Source organism: Streptomyces sp. NPDC088252 (assembly GCF_044740965.1).
Classification (GTDB): Bacteria; Actinomycetota; Actinomycetes; order Streptomycetales; family Streptomycetaceae; genus Streptomyces.
On record NZ_JBIURS010000041.1, the window covers coordinates 1 to 17166 of the forward strand.

Genomic DNA, 17166 nt, shown 5'->3' on the forward strand with positions numbered 1-17166 from the left:
GCACTGTACTTCGAGGGCCGTGCCACGTAGATCTACACCTTCCAGGATCAGCAAGATCCATTGTCAGGCGTGTCCACACCACAGGGGTCACCTCACCCCGTGGCCCGCCCGCTCGCTGATGCACCTCGCGCCGTGGCGGCCCGGTGCCGTGCTGGGCCGGCGGACGGGTGAGCTGCCATGGGCGACAGCGGCGCACATCGCACGCGCTGCTCGACCGTGCCGGAGCACCGTCGAGCAGCCAGGCAAACCTCGCGGCGGGCAAGATCATCGCATCGAGCTAATGTCAACGGCTTCTCAGGGCCGATTGGGTGCACCGGCCTTTACTGTTTCCCGGGATCTGGACGGATTCCCAGATGTTTGCCCCTACTTTTCCTCTTTCCCGGTGACGCGCACGCATGCCGACCACAGCCCTGACGAAGGAGAGCCCGCCCGATGTCTGTTGACACCAGCCCGGAAGCACCGCTGGAGCCGCCGCAGCGGTCCAGCCTGAGCACGACGGCTGCCCGCAACCTCGCCACCACGACCAAGTCCGCCCCGCAGATGCAGGAGATCACCTCTCGCTGGCTGCTGCGGACGCTCCCCTGGGTGGAGGCCAAGGGTGGCGCCTACCGGGTGAACCGACGGCTGAGCTACACCGTCGGCGACGGCCGCGTGGAGTTCGTTCAGGACGGTGCCGACGTCCGGGTGATCCCCCGCGAGCTCGGCGAACTGGCCCTGCTGCGCGGCTTCGAGGACGTGGAGGTGCTGACGGCGATCGCCGGCCGGTGCGTCCAGCGCGACTTCCGTGCCGGCGAAACGCTGGTCGAGCGCGGTACGCCCGCCGAACAGATCCACCTGATCGCCCACGGCCGCATCAGCCAGACCTCCGTCGGCAAGTACGGTGACGAGGTCGCCGTCGCCGTACTCGCCGACGGCGACCGGTTCGGTGAGAACGCCCTGCTGGACGCGGACGCCCGGTGGGACTACACGGCCACCGCCGATACCGCCGGCACCCTGCTCACCCTGTCCCGCGGCGACTTCGCCGCCGTGCTGTCCACAGCGGCGAGCCTCCAGGCCCACATCCAGCAGTTCAGCTCACTGCCCCTCCAGCGGCAGAACCGTCATGGCGAGGCCGAGATCGCCATGTCGGCCGACCACACCGGCGAGCCCGAACTGCCCAGCGCGTTCGTCGACTACGAACTGAAGCCGCGCGAGTACGAACTCTCCGTCGCGCAGACCATTCTGCGGGTCCATACGAGGGTCGCCGACCTCTACAACGGGCCGATGAACCAGACCGAGGAACAACTCCGGCTCACCATCGAGGCGTTGCGCGAGCGCCAGGAGCACGAGCTGATCAACAACCGGGAGTTCGGTCTGCTCCACAACGCCGACTTCAAACAGCGCATCCAGACCCACTCCGGCCCGCCCACGCCGGACGACCTCGACGAGCTGCTCTGCCGCCGTCGCGGTTCCAAGCTCTTCCTCGCCCATCCCAGGACGATCGCGGCGATCGGGCGTGAGTTCAACTCCCGCGGGCTCTACCCGGACCACGTCGACCTCGGCGGGCAGCAGGTCCCGGCCTGGCGCGGGGTGCCGATCCTGCCCTGCAACAAGATCCCCATCACCAAGGAGAACACCAGCTCGATCCTTGTCATGCGTACCGGCGAGGACAACCAGGGCGTCATCGGTCTGCACCAGACCGGTCTGCCCGAGGAGTACGAACCGGGCCTGTCGGTGCGCTTCATGGGCATCGACGAACGGTCGATCATCTCCTACCTCGTCACCACCTACTACTCCGCCGCCGTCCTCGTGCCGGACGCGCTCGGCGTGTTGGAGAACGTGCAGATCGCCCGCAGGCACGACTAGACGATCCGCCCTGCCCGGCGGCTACGACCGTCCGGACCGTCCGGACCGGCCGAGCATGCCTGGATCCGGGGCAGCTGCCCATCCCACCAAGGAGCCATGGATGCACGCCCCTGAGCCTTCCCCCGCGCAGTCGAGTCTTCCTGCGTCCGCTTCCCGCTTCGGGACGTACGTTCTCGCCAACGCCGCCCGTGCCTGCGACATCGGGGCCGCTACCGGCGGCCGACCCGTTCTGCCTTCCCTGTCGACTCCGCCCGCTGCGGATGTCCCTGCCGCCGAGGTACGGACACCGAGCCCCGACCTGGAACGGATCCTTCGTGGTCCCAGCGGCCTGGGTACGGCGAGTCTGCACCTGGCCCGTCGCGCGGAGCCGTCGCCGGAGCCACCGACGGCTCCGGTGGAGGGCAACCCGATCCCGGGCCTCTATCACCACCTGGTGCCGGAGCCCCACCCCGGACGAGTGGAGGAGGTCAGCCGCAGGATCAAGGCCTGGGCGCTGGACGAGGTCGACCTGTACCCCGAGGACTGGGAGGGCCAGTTCGACGGTTTCTCCGTGGGGCGGTACATGGCCGCCTGCCATCCGGACGCTCCCACCGTCGACCATCTGATGCTCGCCACGCGCCTGATGGTCGCCGAGAACGCGGTGGACGACTGCTACTGCGAGGACCACGGAGGCTCCCCCGTCGGCCTCGGCGAACGCCTCCTGCTGGCTCACACCGCCCTCGACCCCCTGCACACGACGAAGGAGTACCAGCCACAGTGGGCAGAGTCGCTCCATTCGGACGCGCCTCGACGCGCCTACCGCTCCGCCATGGAGTACTTCCTCCAGCAGGCCAGTCCCTCCCAGGCCGACCGGTTCCGGCACGACATGGCCCGTCTGCACATGGGGTACCTCGCCGAGGCCGCATGGGCCCAGGCGGACCACGTCCCCGAGGCGTGGGAGTACCTGGCGATGCGCCAGTTCAACAACTTCCGCCCCTGCCCGACCATCACCGACACCGTCGGCGGCTACGAACTGCCGGCCGACCTGCACGCTCAACCCGCCATGCAGCGGGTCATCGCGCTCGCGGGCAACGCCACCACCATCGTGAACGACCTCTACTCGTACACCAAGGAGCTCGCCTCCCCCGGCCGGCACCTGAACCTGCCCGTGGTGATCGCCGAACGTGAGGGCGTCTCCGACCGTGAGGCCTACCTGAAGGCGGTCGAGGTCCACAACGACCTCATGCACGACTTCGAGGCCGAGGCAGCAGTCCTGGCCGCCGCCTGCCCCGTCCCGAGCGTGCAGCGCTTCCTCCGGGGCGTGGCCGTCTGGGTCGACGGCAACCACTACTGGCACCAGACCAATACCTATCGCTACAGCCTGCCCGATTTCTGGTAAGAAGAATGGACTTATCTGTGACCAGCAACGAGCTCGCCACCGCCGCCACCCCCACCACCCCCGTGTTCATCCCCTCCCCGGCGACGCCGTACCAGGGGGACATCGCGCGCTACTGGGACGGCGAGGCCAGGCCCGTGAACCTCCGTCTCGGCGACGTCGACGGCCTCTATCACCACCACTACGGCATCGGCGACGTCGATCACGCCGCCCTCGGCGACGCCGACGACAGCGAACACGAGAAGAAGCTGATCACCGAGCTCCACCGCCTGGAGTCCGCGCAGGCCGAGCTCCTCCTCGACCACCTCGGCCCGATTGAGCGCGACGACCTGGTCGTGGACGCCGGCTGCGGCCGCGGCGGCTCGATGGTCATGGCCCACCAGCGCTTCGGGTGCAGGGCCGAGGGCGTCACACTGTCGGCCAAGCAGGCCGACTTCGCCAACCGGCGCGCCCGCGAACTCGGTATCGAGGACCACGTCCACGCCCGCGTCTGCAACATGCTCGGCATGCCCTTCGAGACCGGGCAGGCCGCGGCCTCGTGGAACAACGAGTCGAGCATGTACGTCGACCTGCACGACCTCTTTGCCGAGCACTCCCGCATCCTCGCGGTCGGCGGCCGCTACGTGACCATCACCGGCTGCTGGAATCCGCGTTACGGTCAGCCCTCGAAGTGGGTCTCGCAGATCAACGCCCACTTCGAGTGCAACATCCACTCCCGCCGGGAGTACCTGCGTGCCATGGCGGACAATCGCCTCGTACCGCAGGCCGTCATCGACCTCACGCCCGCAACCCTGCCCTACTGGGAGCTGCGGGCCACGTCCTCGCTGGTGACAGGCATTGAAGAAGCGTTCATCAACTCCTACAAGGACGAGTCCTTCCAGTACCTCCTGATCGCAGCCGACCGCATCTGACCGCCTGCCGACTGAGGGAGTCGCGTCCGTCACCGACGGACGCAGTTGGTCAATACGGTCTCTGACGTGGCATCGGCTCTCTAGACCCGGTGGTGGTCTTGAGGGCCGACGCTGTCGTACGGGGAGGGTGTCGATGCCATGCGTCTCGACACGTCCGGCTCCTTCGACGACCGACCCGATGGCGGACGCAGCGGTGCGGAGCGGAAACCGCGGAGGCCATGAAGCCTTCTGGGCGCCGGCGCACCCCCTCGCTTGATTATTGGTCGCACACTCAATAGCATGGGCGCCATGTCGTCAAACATCCAGCGGAAGCGTGTTCGAAAGTCGCCGGCGGACCGACGCATGGAGATCGTCGACGCGGCTGCCGCCATTGCTCTGGCCGAAGGCCTGGAGGGCATCACGCTGCGCCGGATCGGCGAGCAACTCGGCGTTCGTCCAGGCCTCATCAGCCACTACTTCCCCGCGGTGGAGGATCTCGTGGCCGAGGCGTTCGGCACCGCGGCGGGGACCGAACTGGACACTCTCCTACCGATGGACCGGGCGGCGGGAACGCCCACCGAACACCTCGCACGCTTCTTCTCACTCGCGACGGGCACCGCATACGACGACATCAGCCGGCTCTGGATCAACGCCCGGCACCTCAGTCGCTACCGCCCCGTCCTGCGCGACAGGGTCGGCCACCAGGAGGCCATGTGGCGTGGCCGCCTGGAGAGTCTCATCCGTGAGGGCGTCGACCGCGGAGAGTTCCGCACCGACGACCCGCATGTGACGACCATTCAGATCCTTGTGGTCATCGACGGTCTCGGCGCGCACGCCAATATTCACACCGGCGACCGGCCCGACGCGGTGACGAGGATGGCCGTGACCACGGCCGAACGCGAACTCGGCCTGGAGAGCGGCACGCTCCTGGACCACACGGGCGCGCTCGGGACCAAGGGAGGTCAGCTGTCCGGGACCGACCCGGCCGACGTCGATGCCGCTCCCGGGGACTGAGCCGGTACGGTCCGCGGCCCGCCGTGGGCCGTAGCCGTCGCTGCGACGCAAGGTGTCCACCGATCCGTCCAAGCCCTCGAACGCGACATCCGCGCCCGACCCTCCGACCCGGACGACAAGGGGTTTCCGTCCGGTGCGGCATCCCTCCGGCGGGGCGGCTTGTCAGCGGAGGCTCATAGGGTCCTGCCATGAGCGACTCGATGCCGGTACGACGCCGAGCCGGTCGAGGAAGCCGTGGTTGCCTTCGCTCGCGGTGCCGATCACGGTGAGGCCGCGGGCCTGGGCGAGTTGCGCGGCGATGGTGCCGACGCCTCCGGCGGCACCATCGATCAACAAGGTCATGCCTTCGGCGGCTTCGAGTGCGTCCAGTACACGTGCGGCTGTGTCGATATTGCCCGCGGCGCCACCCGCTTCCTCGAAAGACCATGACTGAGGCTTGGACGCCCACGCCTCCAGCACGGCGTACTGGGCCGCGGCGCCTCCCTGATCCACGAAGGGGACGAGGCCGAAGACCGTGTCTCCCACGGTGGTGCCGGTCACCCCTTCTCCCACCTCGTCGACGATTCCCGCGGCATCCATGCCGGGTACATGGGGGAAGTCCACGGTGGCGATGTCCCGCAGCATCCCTGAGCGCAGGTACCAGTCAGCAGGGGTGACGCCGGTGGCACGCACCGCGATGCGGACCTGACCTGGCCCGGCGTGCGGCTCTTCGACCTCCTCGACGCAAAGGACCTCGGACCCGCCATAGCGGTGGTACTGCACAGCAAACACGGACAACCTCCGTACACATGGCACGTCGTTCAGCACGAGAACTCGCAGCCGCTCACCTCTGCGGCAGAGAGCTGACCGCGGGGCACCGCGGCACCAGGTCACGCTAACCCGCTAAACGGTCGACCCCTTCCGTTTGTGATTGAGTGGGAGACATGCCTGCCCAACTGTCTCGGAACCCGTCCCCCTCCGCCTCCGGCCCCCCGGGGCAGAGAGCCGACGCCCGGCACAACCGCGCCCGGCTCCTCCAGGCCGCCCGCGAGGCGTACGCCCTCAACGGCACCGACGTATCTTCCAGCGCAATCGCCCGCAGAGCGGGCGTGGGTGCCGCCACCCTCTACCGGCACTTCCCGACACGCGGCTCGCTGATCGCCGCTGCGTTCTCCGAACAACTCAGCCAGTGCGTCGCGGCCCTCGACGAGGCCCTTCAGGACGACGATCCCTGGCACGGACTTCGCAACGTCCTCACCAAGGTGTGCACGATGCAGGCCCAGGACCGCGGGTTCAGTGCCGCGTTCCTCTCCCAATTTCCCGACGCGCCCGACGTCCATCGTGAGCGTGCCCGCGCCGAGGCATGCCTCGCCCAGCTGGTACAGCGTGCGAAGGACACCGGACAGCTGCGCAAGGACTTCGACCCCAGCGACATCACCCTCCTGCTCCTGGCCAACAACGGCGTCGTGCGAGAGTCCCCGGCGGCCTCCATGGCCGCATCCCGCCGCCTGCTCGCCTACTTCCTCCAGTCCTGCCTGCCGACGGACGGCACACCCCTGCCCCAGCCCGCGCCACTCCGCCTTGACGACCTCTACAAGCCACCGCATCGAACGGGGTGACCGCCGGCGTCCGCCCGGGGGCACGCGCCCCTGACGTGGATGTTCCTCAGCCCCCACCACCGCGCTGCCGTCATATCTGCTCGACATTTCGGAGCCTCGTGATCACCAACCGCCTCCGAGGACCGTCGACAAACGCTGTTCCTGGAAATCAACGAAGCCAGCGTGCAGGAGCAACTGCGCGAACTGCTGGTGGACGAGGTGTCCGGCAACGAGGAGGATGAGGACGAGGAACAGCTGGACCGGACGCGTCTCTTCGCCCGGCTGCGTGAGGGAGCTCCGGTCCTTCGCGGGAGCGACACGACAGCCGGCTGACCCACGTCGTCACCACGCGGGACGGCCCGGCGACGAAGCACCCAACACCGCGTCCGAGGAATCCCGCCCCGCACGCGACACCCGGCACACGCCCCGCCCTGCGGGCGAACGGCGGCATGTGTCGGACATGGATTCAGCAACGCACCACCGACGTCCCCAGCGACTTGACAATCCATGAGGAGCTTCGGAGTCAAGTCAGGAACGCAGCACTGCCAGGACCCGGCCGCGGAGCAGCTCGTACTCCTCACGGAGCCGCACGATCTGCGCCGGCCGTTCGATCGCGTCGCCGCCGACGATCACCTCGTCGGGGCCGAACTGCTCGCGCGTGAGGTCGACTTCTATCCCCATGCCCAGACGGTTCCACCAGTGGTAGTCCACTCGCTCACCGTTGACATGGACCTCGCCACGGATCAGCACCCCGCCCAACAGATCGTGCACCACCAGGGCAGTGACACCGCACTGGTCGCGCGCCGGGTTGTCCACTGTCCAGTGCGGTCGGTGCTCCGGCGTCGTGGTGTCCGCGCCCCAGGCATCGCGAATGGCCTGCTCGAGATTGTTCAGGTTGCTCGGTGTCATGCCGCTCAGCCTCGCAGACGCTTCTGACAGTCACCCTCGACGCATCGTGTCCGCCGAGCCGGGCCGTCGTTGCCCGGGGTCGGTGACCGCCCCATGGTCGCGGCATTCCGTGACGTGAGGAGGGAGGCCCGGGAGAAGTCGGTGCACGGGGAGCGGCTGACGGCCGTGCCGGAGGACCGGATCGACGCGCTGCGGGCAGTCGTCGTCCGGTCTTCCGCGCTGGACCGGACAGGTCGCGATACGCGGCCGGTCGTTCACCGGGTATCTCGCGGCTGCCGCCGTGGCACCTCATCGGGAGTGCTCCAAGCAGCAACGGCCGGCGGCGCACCGACCGGCCGACGGCTCCACGACACCCATTGGGAGGAACGGTTCCTCGGCCACCCGGAGGCAATTCCGGAGAACCACGAGCTCCGGGGCAGGCCATCCGGTCACCCGGGAGGAGACGGCGAACAATCTGTTGCCGCTGGAGAGGGACTTCCTCAAGAAGTCCCTCGGACTGGAATTCGGTGAAGCCGACGCGCGCACCCCGGTCGGGTACAGAAGGCGCGAAAACCGCAATCATGAACAAATAAGTCATGAGTGCCGAAGTCGGGAACTCCGGCATCGTGCAGATCGACGTCATGAACATCACGGAAGGAAAGCCGGCATGAGCGCTTCGCAGGACCAGGAGATCCGTCCCGGGCGTAGGGCCGTGGTCGCAGCAGCCGGGGCCGCCTCGGTGGCTGCCGTACTCACCGCGTGCGGCAGCCAGAAGGATTCCGGCGGTGCGGGTACGGCCAAGAAGGCCGACGACGGAACGGACGGCGCCGGCGCACTGGCGAGGACCGCCGACATCCCGGAAGGCGGCGGGAAGATCTTCGCCGACCGGGGCGTCGTGGTGACGCAGCCCGAGACCGGCGAGTTCAAGGCGTTCTCGTCGAAGTGCACCCATCAGGGCTGTGCGGTGTCCAGCGTGTCGGACGGCACCATCAACTGCCCTTGTCACGACAGCAAGTTCGACATTTCGACGGGCGACGTGGCAGCGGGTCCGGCGAGTCGGCCCCTGCCCGCCAAATCGATCACGGTGAAGGACGGCTCGATCACGCTCGCCCCCTAGTCCTCCCCCGGCTCCGCCAGCAGCCGAGCACCTCATCGGTGGTCGTGACGGTGGCGACGAGGGACAGGGTGTTGCGGATCATCGCGGGCGTGTAGTCGGCCGGCACTCCCGCGATGGCATCGGACGGCACCACCGCCGTGTATCCGAGGTTCACCGCGTCGAACACGGCGTTGGGGACGGCGACATTGGCCGAGACTCCGGTGACGACGAGCGTCCGGCAGCCGAGGTTGCGCAGCAGCGCGTCCACGTCCGTTCCGGCGATGGGCGAGAGGCCGTGCAGCCTGCGTACGACGAGGTCCTCGTCCGCCACCTCGATGGGCTCGGCGATCCGTACGGCCGCGGTACCCGAGTGCTGCTGTACGGGCAACCGTCCGGCAGCCCGGAAGAGTCGGGCGTTGTGGTTGGCGCCGCGCCCGTCGGGGCGGCGTTCGGCCACCGCGTGCAGTACCTGGACCCCGGCCTCGTGGGCGGCCGCGACCAGCCGGGCGACACGGTGGAGCGCCCCGGAGGACCTGGCCTCGGCGGCAAGTTCCGGCAGCGCGCTCTCGGCTCCCACCACACCTTCCTGGCATTCGACCGTCAACAGCACGGTGGTGGCCGGATCGAGCTGCTCGGCGAGTTGTTCCTTCGACGGCACGGCGGCCCCTTTCGACGGCGGATCGGGCGCGCGAGGCTAATCGCCATTGCGTGGCGGCGGAAGAGGCCCCATGATTTCTGACACATAGTCAGCTATCGGGAGGGGCGCCCCATGGCCGCCATTCAGCGACGGGGCCGTCGGATCATGATGACGGACACCGAACGCGACACCTATCTCGCCGAGCAACGCACCTGCCGCGTCGCCACCGTGTCCACCGACGGCCGTCCGCACGTCGGTGCCCTGTGGTTCACCTGGGACGGCTCCTCGCTCTGGCTGTACTCGATCACCCGCAGCCTGCGCTGGTCCCAGCTACGAGAGGACCCGAGGGTCGCGGTGGTCGTGGACGACGGGGTGGAGTACACGGATCTGCGCGGCGTCGAACTCTCCGGCCGGGCCGTCAGCGTCGGCGAAGCTCCCCGCATCGGCGGTTCGTGCTCCGAACTCGACTTGCCGGAAAGGCTGTTCGCGGCGAAGTACTTCGGGATGGACACCATGCCGCACGACGGCCGGCACGCCTGGCTCCGACTCACTCCGGAGGCCATCACGTCCTGGGACTTCCGCAAGCTGCCAGGACCGTCCGCGGCCTGAGCAGCCCCCTCCCGGCCTACGCCAAGGGCGCGTCCATCTCCCGACCGACCGCCCGCAGCGCCGCCACCGCCGCCCTGATGGACGGGCGTCGATCCGCGCCGGTACGCCACACGGCGTGGACATGCCGTCGCATCTTCTGCCGCACAGGGACGAGCCGCACCCCGTCGGGCACCGGTCCGCGCCCCAGCCGGGGCGCCACGCAAACGCCCAGCCCGGCGGCGATCAGGGCGAGTTGGGTGTGGTGCTCGCCCGCCAGATGCGCGATGCGCGGTTCGATGCCCTTGGAACGCAGGGTGAACATCAGCCAGTCGTAGCAGAACTCCCCTTCGGGCCAGGACACCCAGTCGTCTTCGGCGAATTCCTCCAGGTCCACCTCCGCCCGGTCCGCGAGCCGGTGGCCGGCCGGCATCGCGATGTCCGGTGCGTCGTCCAGGAGTTCGGCCACGGCCAGGCCGCCGGGGACGGGCAGCCGCTTGTTGCTCCAGTCCAGCACCACCGCCAGGTCGATGTCGCCCCTGACGACTGCACGGATTCCGTCCTCGGGTTCCAGTTCCCGTGTGAACACGCGCAGTTCCGGGTGGTCGGCGTGCAGTGCGGCGAGCGCCGCGGGGAAGAGCCCGCGCGCCGCGGTCGGAAAGGCGGAGAGCCGGATCTCGCCCACCACCTCGCCGCGCTGCGCCTCGATGTCGGCCTGGGCGAGCTCGACCTGGGACAGGATCCGGGCGGCATGGTCGGCGAGCAGGCGGCCGGCGTCAGTGAGCCGGACCCCGCGACCGTTCTTGGCGAGAAGCTGCTGACCCACCTCCCGCTCCAGCTTCGACATCTGCTGGGAGACCGCCGAAGTGGTGACATGCAGCCCCTCGGCGGCTCCGCTGACCGAACCGTGCCGGGCGAGGGCGTCCAGGGTGCGCAGGCGCTCCAGATTCAACATGTAAGCAATGCTACGCGGATCGCCATACAAAATCTCACTTGTCCTACTTGATTCTCTTGGTCATCGTGGACTCCATGAGCGCGCCCGCGACATCGAGAAACACCCCATCGACAACCACTCCTCCCGCCGAGCCCCCGGCTACCGCCCGGCCGGGCGGGGCGACCACTCCGCATGCGCCCCCCGACCCGGTGTCCGCCGCGCGCCCGAGGCTGGACTGGCGGATCCGATTCGGGGCCCTCTCGCTCATCTGGGGCTTCAGCTTTCTTCTGATCAAGGTCGGCACCGAGGGATACGCACCGTTCCAGGTCACGCTCGGCCGCCTCCTGTCGGGCACGGCGGTGCTGGCCGTCGCGATGGCGGTACGGCGGGAACGGCTGCCGCGCGGCGCCCGGACCTGGGGGCATCTGGCCGTCGCCGCGTTCCTCCTGAACGCGCTGCCGTTCTCGCTCTTCGCCTACGCCGAGCTGAGCATCCCGTCCACGCTGGCCGGCATCTGCAATGCGACCTCACCCCTCTGGGGCATGGCACTGTCGCTCGTCGCGCTCTCCGAGGACCGGCCGACCCGTCGCCGGGTAGCCGGGCTCGGGCTGGGCTTTCTCGGCGTACTCACCGTCCTGGGAGCCTGGCAGGGCTTCTCAGGGCTGGACTTCAGCGGTACGGCCATGGCCCTGCTCGCCTCCCTCAGCTATCCGATCGGCTGGATATACGTCCGCAGAACGCTGGCAGGCAGCGGTTCGTCCACACTCTCCCTGACAGGCGGCCAGCTCTTCCTCGGCACGGTGCAGATCGCTCTGGTCACCCCGGTGTTCACCTCGGTCCCCGGCGGCTTCCCGCTGCTCCCGACCCTGGCCGTGGTCGCCCTGGGGGCGCTCGGCACGGGCTTCGCGGTGCTGGTGCAGTACGGGCTGGTGGCCGAGGTCGGACCGACGACCGCGCAGATGGTCACTTATTTCATCCCGGTCATCGCCACCACGGCCGGCGTCGTCGTGCTCGGTGAGCAGCTGAGCTGGAACACTCCGGTCGGCGCGCTCGTGGTCCTGGCCGGCGCCGCTCTCACCCAGAGCAGGGGGCACAGCGCCGGGTCCGGATCCGAGGCTCAGCCGTAGTTCAGCGGCTTCGCCGGCCCCGCCGCCCCCGCGACCGCGTCGGCCAGTGGCCCGATGTCGGCCTCGGTGAGCGGTGAGACGGTGAGCCGGATCCCCTGGGGCGCGGCCATCCGGAACCGCGCCCCGGGCGCCACCGCCCAGCCCGCGTGCAACAGCCGTGCCACGGCCCAGGTCTCGTCGCTGACCGGCACCCACACGTTCATGCCACTGCGGCCGTGCGCCTCCACTCCCCGCTCCCCCAAAGCCCGCACGAGTGCGTCGCGCCGCCGCGCGTACGCCTGCGCCACTTCTGCCGGGTCGACCGCGTCCGACGTCCACAAATACGCCACGGCTCGTTGCAGCAGCCTGCTGACCCAGCCGGGGCCGAGCAGCTGCCGGCCGGAGACCCGGTCCACCGTGACCGGGTCTCCGGTCAGTACGGCGACCCGCAGATCCGGCCCGTACGCCTTGGCCACGGACCGCACGAACGCCCACCGGTCCGTGGCACCCGCCAGCGGGTACAGCGGCAGATCGACGATGCCGTGCCCGTGGTCGTCCTCGATCAGCAGGACGCCCCGGTGTCCGGCGAGGACGCCCCGCAGCTCGAAGGCACGCCCGCCGGTGATCGCGGCGCCGGTCGGATTCTGCGCCCGGTCCGTGACCACGAGGGCGCGGGCACCGGCGTTCAGCGCACGCTCGACGGCATCGGGAAGCGGTCCCTCGTCGTCGAGCGCCACGGGCACGGGACGCAGCCCCAGCGCCGGTACGAGATCCAGCAAGCTGCCCCACCCCGGGTCCTCGACGGCCACCGCGTCACCCGGTTTGAGATGTGCGACCAGTACCCGCTCGATCGCGTCCAGCGATCCGGAGGTCGCCACCACCGCACCGGCCGGCAACCCGTCGGCGTCCAGCGCGGCACGCGCGAGTGCGGCGAACTCCGGATCCACCGGCGCCTGCCCGTACATCCCGGGTTGTTGCGCGTACTCGCCCGTGACCGCCGCGAACGCCTCTCCCAATGGGGGCAGCAGGGCCGGATCGGGATTCCCCTCCCCCAGATTCCGCACCCCGGGCGGGGCCTCGACCCGGAGCGAGCCGCGCGCCGTGCTCGCGGGGCGCGGCCGGACTCTGCTGCCCCGACGCCCGGCCGTCTCGATCACCCCGCGCTCCCGGAGCGTGCGATAGGCGGCCGCCACCGTATTGGGGTTCACCCCCAGATGATCCGCCAACTCCCGCATGGGCGGCAGCACTTGTCCGGGCGCGAGGTCACCCGAACCGACCCCGAGCTCCACGCTGGCGGCAATCTCCGATGCACGCCGCCCGACGATCCGATACTCTCCTAGCACAAACGAGATTATGCACTAGTGCAATGGAGTACGCAATGTCGGACACCGCATCGCCACAGGCCACGGGCCCGGACGCCGCGACCGCATACCAGCCGACCGGGCGCACCGTCCCGACCCGTTCCCGCGACCGCGCGGCGTACGACCGGGAACTGGTCCACTCGATACTCGACGAGGCGTATGTCTGCCATCTCGGTTTCGTCCGTGACGGCGCGCCGGTCGTCCTGCCGACGCTCTTCGGACGGATCGGCGAGCGCCTCTACGTACACGGCTCGACCGGCTCCCGTCCGCTGCGGGAGTCCGGCCGGACCGACCCCGGACTGCCCGTCTGTCTGACGGTGACGCATGTCGACGGACTGGTGCTGGCGCGCTCCGCCTTCCACCACTCGATCAACTACCGCTCCGTGGTGGTCCACGGCATCGCGCGCACGGTGACGGACCCCCAGGAGCGGCGGACCGCTCTCGACGCGATCGTCGACCACGTGGTGCCGGGCCGGTCCGCCGACTCCCGGCCCGCCGACGAGAAGGAACTCGCCGCGACCGCGGTGATCCGGCTGGACCTCAAGGAGGTCTCCGCCAAGATCCGCACCGGCGGCCCCAACGACGAGCCCCGCGACCTCGGACTCCCCCACTGGGCGGGCGTCGTCCCACTCGCCCACGGCTATGCGACGCCGCTCCCTTCGGACGACCTCGACCCCGCCATCGCGCTGCCGGACTACATCACCGCGCTGTGAGCCGCCTCGGGGTGGACGGGCCCGCCGCCGGGGAAACGGGTCACGTCCACCCCGGCGGTCAGGCCGGTGCCGCCGCCCGGCGGCGGGCGTGCGCGGCGCCGCGCGCCTCGGCGAACGCCAGCCCCGCCACGGCCACGAGGAGCAGCAGTGTCCCGACGACAGTCGCCGCGGTGAGCCGCTCACGGAGCACCACGACGGCGATGACCGCCGCGCTGACCGGTTCGAGCAGCATGATCACGGACACCGTCGCGGCACGCACTGCGGCGGCGCCCGCGAAGTAGAGCGCATAGGCGAGCGCGGTCGGCACCGCCGCCACATACACCAGGAGCGTCACCACCTGCGCCGGCTGAGCGGTGTGGGGTACGAGGCCTTCGGCCGCGGCCATCGGCAGCAGTCCGACGGCTCCGATCCCGAAGGCCCAGGCGCTGGTGGCGAGGGAGTCGGTGGCGCCGCCGTCACGGCCGAGCCATCGGGTCAGCAGGGTGATCGTCGCGTAGCCGGCCGCGGAGAGCACGGCCAGGGCGACTCCGGCGGGCCGTACCGTCGCCCCGTCACCGCCGAGCACCAGCACGACGAGCCCGGCCAGCGCACCCGTCACAGCGGCCGACCCGCCGCGCCCCAGCCGTTCCCCCATGGTCAGCCGCGCACCGACCGCGATGAGCACCGGTCCCGCCCCGAGCGTGACAACGGTCCCGACCGCCAGTCCGGTCGCCTCGACGGCCGCGAAGTACGCGCTCTGGAAGACGGTGAGGCCTGCGCCGGTACCCAGGACGCGCAGCGCCCGACGACCGCGTGGTTCGGCCGGGGCTGCTGCGCGTCGGGGCCGCAGTGCCAGAGCGGCGAGCAGGAGTACAAGGCCGCCCGCACAGCGCCAGAAGGACAGGGCGAGCGGCCCCAGATCGCTGACCTCGAAGATCAGCGAAGCGGCGGCCCCGGCAGTGCCCCAGGCCACACCGGCGACGATCAGATAGATGAGGCTCCGCCCGACGGGCAGGCCGGAAGCAGGGTTCGACATATGACTTCTCCGGATGAAGACGGAACGGTGGTCGCTCGGCTCCGCACGGGCAGCGACGATCCGCTCGGGAACTGCTGCCCCGAGCCCGGTCTTCGTCAGGAGTGGCGGCCCGCGCTAGGCGGCGGGCGGCGAAAGCACGGTCGAATTCATGATCAGCAGGCTACGTCGCAGTGCGGCCGGCGGACAACTCCCCCTCGGTCGCGACCCGGCCTGCGTCCGGCCTCTCGGCGCGCGCCTTGCCCGGCCCCGAGGCAACGGGGCCGGAGGGCGTCCTCGGCGTCGCCGACTGGGCGATGAAGGCACCGATCAGCACCATGGAACCGCCGATGAGTTGCGGCGCCGACAGATGCTCGCCGAGCAGCACCCAAGCGAGCACGGTCGCGATGACCGCCTCCAGGCAGGCGACGACGCCCGCGACCGCGGGAGAGAGCAGCCGCACCGAGATCACCCCGGTGACGTAGGCGACCACCGTCGCCATCAACACGATCCAGACGATCAACAGCCAGGCGGGCACGTCCGTACCGTCCATGAACGCACTGCCGCCCAGGACCGTCCAGTCCATCTTCCAGGGCCTTGCGACCAGGGTGAGGACGACCGTACCGATCAGCAGTCCGTACGCGATGACACCGACCGGATGGGGCGGTTCGACGCCTTCCGCCCGGTCCGCGCTCCCCTGGTCCGACAGGACGAAGTAGCCGACCTGACAGCAGGCGGCACCGAGCGCGAGCAGCAGCCCGACCACGTCGAAGCTCAGCCCGGACCAGACCTCGACCACGCAGGCGAGTCCCGCGACGGCGAGCACCACACCGACCGCGGCGCCCCGAGTGACCGGACGGCGCTGGACGAAGCGGACCCAGCCCAGGACGAGCGCGGGCGCCAGATACTCGACGAGGAGCGCGACACCGACGGGTACACGGGAGATCGCAGCGAAGTAGCAGGCCTGCACACCCGCGACGGCGAGCAACCCGAACCCCAGCAGCAGGACCGGCCGACTGCGGACGAGGTCCCGGTGACGCCAGGCGACAGGCAGCATGACGAGGGCGGCACCCGCCACCCGTAGCCACACCACATGGAGCGGATCGAGCCCCGCCTCGATGAGCGGCTTGGCCGCCACTCCTGAACCACCGAATACGAACGCCGAGGCCAGGGCGAGTCCCAGGCCGGCGCTTCTCCCCTGAGACGCGTGCATCGGCACATCATGACAGCTGCGGTCAGGAGCGTCACCCCGGTGACCACTGACGCGCTTCCCCCGTCAGGCGCTCGGCTCCGTCGCGGCCTCCTCCAGCAGCCGCCGGGCTGCACTCCTATGCGCCCAGCAACCGGCCGTCCGACCGGAGACGGCCGCGCCGCCCCGCGTCGTCGTCGACGTGGTCGGCGTCATCCCGCCGGCAACCGGCGCGATGCACAGCCCGGACCAAGGGACGCCGAACGAACTGCCGCGCCCATTCGGCACCGTTGTGCCGGGCGCTCAGCCCCCGGTCCCGCGCCACCCCTGGTCGGAGGCCCCCATGATCCGGGCGGCGAGTTGCTCGGCGTCGACACCGGCCCGCTCCAGCACCTCGACGGCCCTGCACTCGTGATCCATGGCCAGCGCCGCGAGCAGGTCGAGCCCTCCGGCCCGTACATCGCCGCGCAGCGCCGCCCTCTCGTGCGCTTCGGCCATGGCCGAAGCGGCCGAGGGTGACCAGCCCTCCACTCCCGCGTCCCGCGCGGCGGAATCCGGATCTCTCACGACCGGGACAGCGCCGGAGTCCTCCACCGCGCCCTGCCATCGGAGCCCGTATCCGATACTGCGCTGGACGAGATAGCCGAGCACCTTCGCCAGTTGAGGTCCGCCCTCGAAGGCCGACCTCACCTCGGGGTCCGATTCGATGAGGGAGTGCAGCAAATGCGCCGTATCGATCTGCCGGTCGCCGTCCCTCAGGGCGCGCCTGCGGGCGCCCGTCACCACCACGGCCAGCTCCACAGTGAGTCTGGCGTCGAACTCAGCACGGTTCGGTGCGGGCTGCTGAGGGATCCGCGGCGTCCGGTTTTGCACACCTCTTACCCCATCAGCCCCACGGCCCCGAAGCATCGCCGGAGGGGCCCATTTAGGCATCCCACGCAAGTTGGGTACATCAGAGCACCCTC

17 protein-coding genes and 1 pseudogene are annotated in these 17166 nt (G+C 69.8%); 10 read left to right on the forward strand and 8 right to left on the reverse strand.

Annotation, left to right across the window (positions count from 1 at the left end):
- Nucleotides 1-432: 432 nt before the first annotated feature.
- From ACIOHC_RS40900 to ACIOHC_RS40915, 4 genes are all read left to right on the forward strand, one after another.
- Nucleotides 433-1845 (forward strand): family 2B encapsulin nanocompartment shell protein, encoded by a 1413-nt coding sequence (locus tag ACIOHC_RS40900; protein ID WP_365693169.1) that lies wholly within the window; start codon nt 433-435, stop codon nt 1843-1845.
- A 55-nt stretch (nt 1846-1900) separates the two neighbouring features.
- Nucleotides 1901-3223, forward strand: coding sequence for a family 2 encapsulin nanocompartment cargo protein terpene cyclase (locus ACIOHC_RS40905; RefSeq protein ID WP_389638275.1), 1323 nt, complete (start codon nt 1901-1903; stop codon nt 3221-3223).
- A gap of 5 nt (nt 3224-3228) precedes the next feature.
- On the forward strand, nt 3229-4131 hold the full coding sequence (locus ACIOHC_RS40910; RefSeq protein ID WP_365693168.1) for a geranyl diphosphate 2-C-methyltransferase: 903 nt from the start codon (nt 3229-3231) through the stop codon (nt 4129-4131).
- A 288-nt stretch (nt 4132-4419) separates the two neighbouring features.
- Nucleotides 4420-5124: a TetR/AcrR family transcriptional regulator gene (locus ACIOHC_RS40915; RefSeq protein ID WP_351083441.1), complete on the forward strand. Its 705-nt coding sequence runs from the start codon at nt 4420-4422 to the stop codon at nt 5122-5124.
- 198 nt (nt 5125-5322) lie between these two features.
- On the opposite strand, the pseudogene ACIOHC_RS40920 reads toward ACIOHC_RS40915, so the two are convergent.
- Nucleotides 5323-5895, reverse strand: a pseudogene (locus ACIOHC_RS40920) (NADP-dependent oxidoreductase); the annotation flags it as partial.
- 152 nt (nt 5896-6047) lie between these two features.
- On the opposite strand from ACIOHC_RS40920, the gene ACIOHC_RS40925 reads away from it, so the two are divergent.
- Together ACIOHC_RS40925 and ACIOHC_RS40930 are read left to right on the forward strand one after the other, a co-directional pair.
- Nucleotides 6048-6722 carry a TetR/AcrR family transcriptional regulator gene (locus ACIOHC_RS40925; RefSeq protein WP_351083438.1) on the forward strand — a complete coding sequence of 225 codons (675 nt, stop codon included), beginning with the start codon at nt 6048-6050 and terminating at the stop codon, nt 6720-6722.
- Nucleotides 6723-6884: 162 nt separating this feature from the next.
- Nucleotides 6885-7034 carry a hypothetical protein gene (locus tag ACIOHC_RS40930; protein WP_351083436.1) on the forward strand — a complete coding sequence of 50 codons (150 nt, stop codon included), beginning with the start codon at nt 6885-6887 and terminating at the stop codon, nt 7032-7034.
- Nucleotides 7035-7229: 195 nt separating this feature from the next.
- Here ACIOHC_RS40930 and ACIOHC_RS40935 read toward each other — a convergent pair whose 3' ends face one another.
- On the reverse strand, nt 7230-7610 hold the full coding sequence (locus ACIOHC_RS40935) for a hypothetical protein (RefSeq protein WP_351083434.1): 381 nt from the start codon (nt 7608-7610) through the stop codon (nt 7230-7232).
- Between the two features lie 646 nt (nt 7611-8256).
- On the opposite strand from ACIOHC_RS40935, the gene ACIOHC_RS40940 reads away from it, so the two are divergent.
- The gene (locus tag ACIOHC_RS40940) at nt 8257-8706 is read left to right on the forward strand and encodes a Rieske (2Fe-2S) protein (RefSeq protein WP_351083432.1); all 450 of its coding nucleotides are present in this window, start codon (nt 8257-8259) and stop codon (nt 8704-8706) included.
- Here ACIOHC_RS40940 and ACIOHC_RS40945 read toward each other — a convergent pair.
- A complete protein-coding gene (locus tag ACIOHC_RS40945) occupies nt 8690-9343 on the reverse strand; it encodes a cysteine hydrolase (protein ID WP_351083430.1) in 654 nt (217 codons plus the stop codon). The two genes, ACIOHC_RS40940 and ACIOHC_RS40945, sit on opposite strands and share 17 nt — an antisense overlap.
- Nucleotides 9344-9454: 111 nt before the next feature.
- Here ACIOHC_RS40945 and ACIOHC_RS40950 point away from each other — a divergent pair, with 111 nt between their 5' ends.
- Nucleotides 9455-9931 (forward strand): pyridoxamine 5'-phosphate oxidase family protein, encoded by a 477-nt coding sequence (locus ACIOHC_RS40950; RefSeq protein ID WP_351083428.1) that lies wholly within the window; start codon nt 9455-9457, stop codon nt 9929-9931.
- A 16-nt stretch (nt 9932-9947) separates the two neighbouring features.
- Here the strand turns inward: ACIOHC_RS40950 and ACIOHC_RS40955 are convergent, their stop codons facing one another.
- Nucleotides 9948-10862: a LysR family transcriptional regulator gene (locus ACIOHC_RS40955; protein WP_351083426.1), complete on the reverse strand. Its 915-nt coding sequence runs from the start codon at nt 10860-10862 to the stop codon at nt 9948-9950.
- Between the two features lie 74 nt (nt 10863-10936).
- Here ACIOHC_RS40955 and ACIOHC_RS40960 point away from each other — a divergent pair, with 74 nt between their 5' ends.
- Nucleotides 10937-11968: a DMT family transporter gene (locus ACIOHC_RS40960; RefSeq protein WP_365693167.1), complete on the forward strand. Its 1032-nt coding sequence runs from the start codon at nt 10937-10939 to the stop codon at nt 11966-11968.
- Here ACIOHC_RS40960 and ACIOHC_RS40965 read toward each other — a convergent pair.
- Nucleotides 11959-13290: an aminotransferase class I/II-fold pyridoxal phosphate-dependent enzyme gene (locus ACIOHC_RS40965; RefSeq protein WP_351083422.1), complete on the reverse strand. Its 1332-nt coding sequence runs from the start codon at nt 13288-13290 to the stop codon at nt 11959-11961. The two genes, ACIOHC_RS40960 and ACIOHC_RS40965, sit on opposite strands and share 10 nt — an antisense overlap.
- Nucleotides 13291-13325: 35 nt before the next feature.
- On the opposite strand from ACIOHC_RS40965, the gene ACIOHC_RS40970 reads away from it, so the two are divergent.
- The gene (locus tag ACIOHC_RS40970; protein WP_351083420.1) at nt 13326-14021 is read left to right on the forward strand and encodes a pyridoxamine 5'-phosphate oxidase family protein; all 696 of its coding nucleotides are present in this window, start codon (nt 13326-13328) and stop codon (nt 14019-14021) included.
- Between the two features lie 58 nt (nt 14022-14079).
- Here ACIOHC_RS40970 and ACIOHC_RS40975 read toward each other — a convergent pair whose 3' ends face one another.
- The 3 genes from ACIOHC_RS40975 to ACIOHC_RS40985 all read right to left on the reverse strand — a co-directional run bounded on the left by ACIOHC_RS40975 (nt 14080) and on the right by ACIOHC_RS40985 (nt 17074).
- A complete protein-coding gene (locus tag ACIOHC_RS40975; RefSeq protein ID WP_351083418.1) occupies nt 14080-15036 on the reverse strand; it encodes a DMT family transporter in 957 nt (318 codons plus the stop codon).
- A gap of 160 nt (nt 15037-15196) precedes the next feature.
- Entirely contained in the window at nt 15197-16225 is a 1029-nt protein-coding gene (locus ACIOHC_RS40980; protein ID WP_351083417.1) for an EamA family transporter, read from the reverse strand.
- A 279-nt stretch (nt 16226-16504) separates the two neighbouring features.
- Nucleotides 16505-17074: a Clp protease N-terminal domain-containing protein gene (locus ACIOHC_RS40985; protein WP_351083415.1), complete on the reverse strand. Its 570-nt coding sequence runs from the start codon at nt 17072-17074 to the stop codon at nt 16505-16507.
- Nucleotides 17075-17166: the final 92 nt, after the last annotated feature.

Excerpts from the sequence above, each read along its gene's own strand:
- ACIOHC_RS40935 (WP_351083434.1), bottom strand. The coding sequence starts at position 7,610 with ATGACACCGAGCAACCTGAACAATCTCGAGCAGGCCATTCGCGATGCC.
- ACIOHC_RS40900 (WP_365693169.1), top strand. The coding sequence starts at position 433 with ATGTCTGTTGACACCAGCCCGGAAGCACCGCTGGAGCCGCCGCAGCGG.
- ACIOHC_RS40970 (WP_351083420.1), top strand. The coding sequence starts at position 13,326 with ATGTCGGACACCGCATCGCCACAGGCCACGGGCCCGGACGCCGCGACC.
- ACIOHC_RS40910 (WP_365693168.1), top strand. The coding sequence starts at position 3,229 with ATGGACTTATCTGTGACCAGCAACGAGCTCGCCACCGCCGCCACCCCC.
- ACIOHC_RS40950 (WP_351083428.1), top strand. The coding sequence starts at position 9,455 with ATGGCCGCCATTCAGCGACGGGGCCGTCGGATCATGATGACGGACACC.
- ACIOHC_RS40975 (WP_351083418.1), bottom strand. The coding sequence starts at position 15,036 with ATGTCGAACCCTGCTTCCGGCCTGCCCGTCGGGCGGAGCCTCATCTAT.
- ACIOHC_RS40955 (WP_351083426.1), bottom strand. The coding sequence starts at position 10,862 with ATGTTGAATCTGGAGCGCCTGCGCACCCTGGACGCCCTCGCCCGGCAC.
- ACIOHC_RS40905 (WP_389638275.1), top strand. The coding sequence starts at position 1,901 with ATGCCTGGATCCGGGGCAGCTGCCCATCCCACCAAGGAGCCATGGATG.
- ACIOHC_RS40915 (WP_351083441.1), top strand. The coding sequence starts at position 4,420 with ATGTCGTCAAACATCCAGCGGAAGCGTGTTCGAAAGTCGCCGGCGGAC.
- ACIOHC_RS40960 (WP_365693167.1), top strand. The coding sequence starts at position 10,937 with ATGAGCGCGCCCGCGACATCGAGAAACACCCCATCGACAACCACTCCT.
- ACIOHC_RS40980 (WP_351083417.1), bottom strand. The coding sequence starts at position 16,225 with ATGCACGCGTCTCAGGGGAGAAGCGCCGGCCTGGGACTCGCCCTGGCC.
- ACIOHC_RS40940 (WP_351083432.1), top strand. The coding sequence starts at position 8,257 with ATGAGCGCTTCGCAGGACCAGGAGATCCGTCCCGGGCGTAGGGCCGTG.
- ACIOHC_RS40925 (WP_351083438.1), top strand. The coding sequence starts at position 6,048 with ATGCCTGCCCAACTGTCTCGGAACCCGTCCCCCTCCGCCTCCGGCCCC.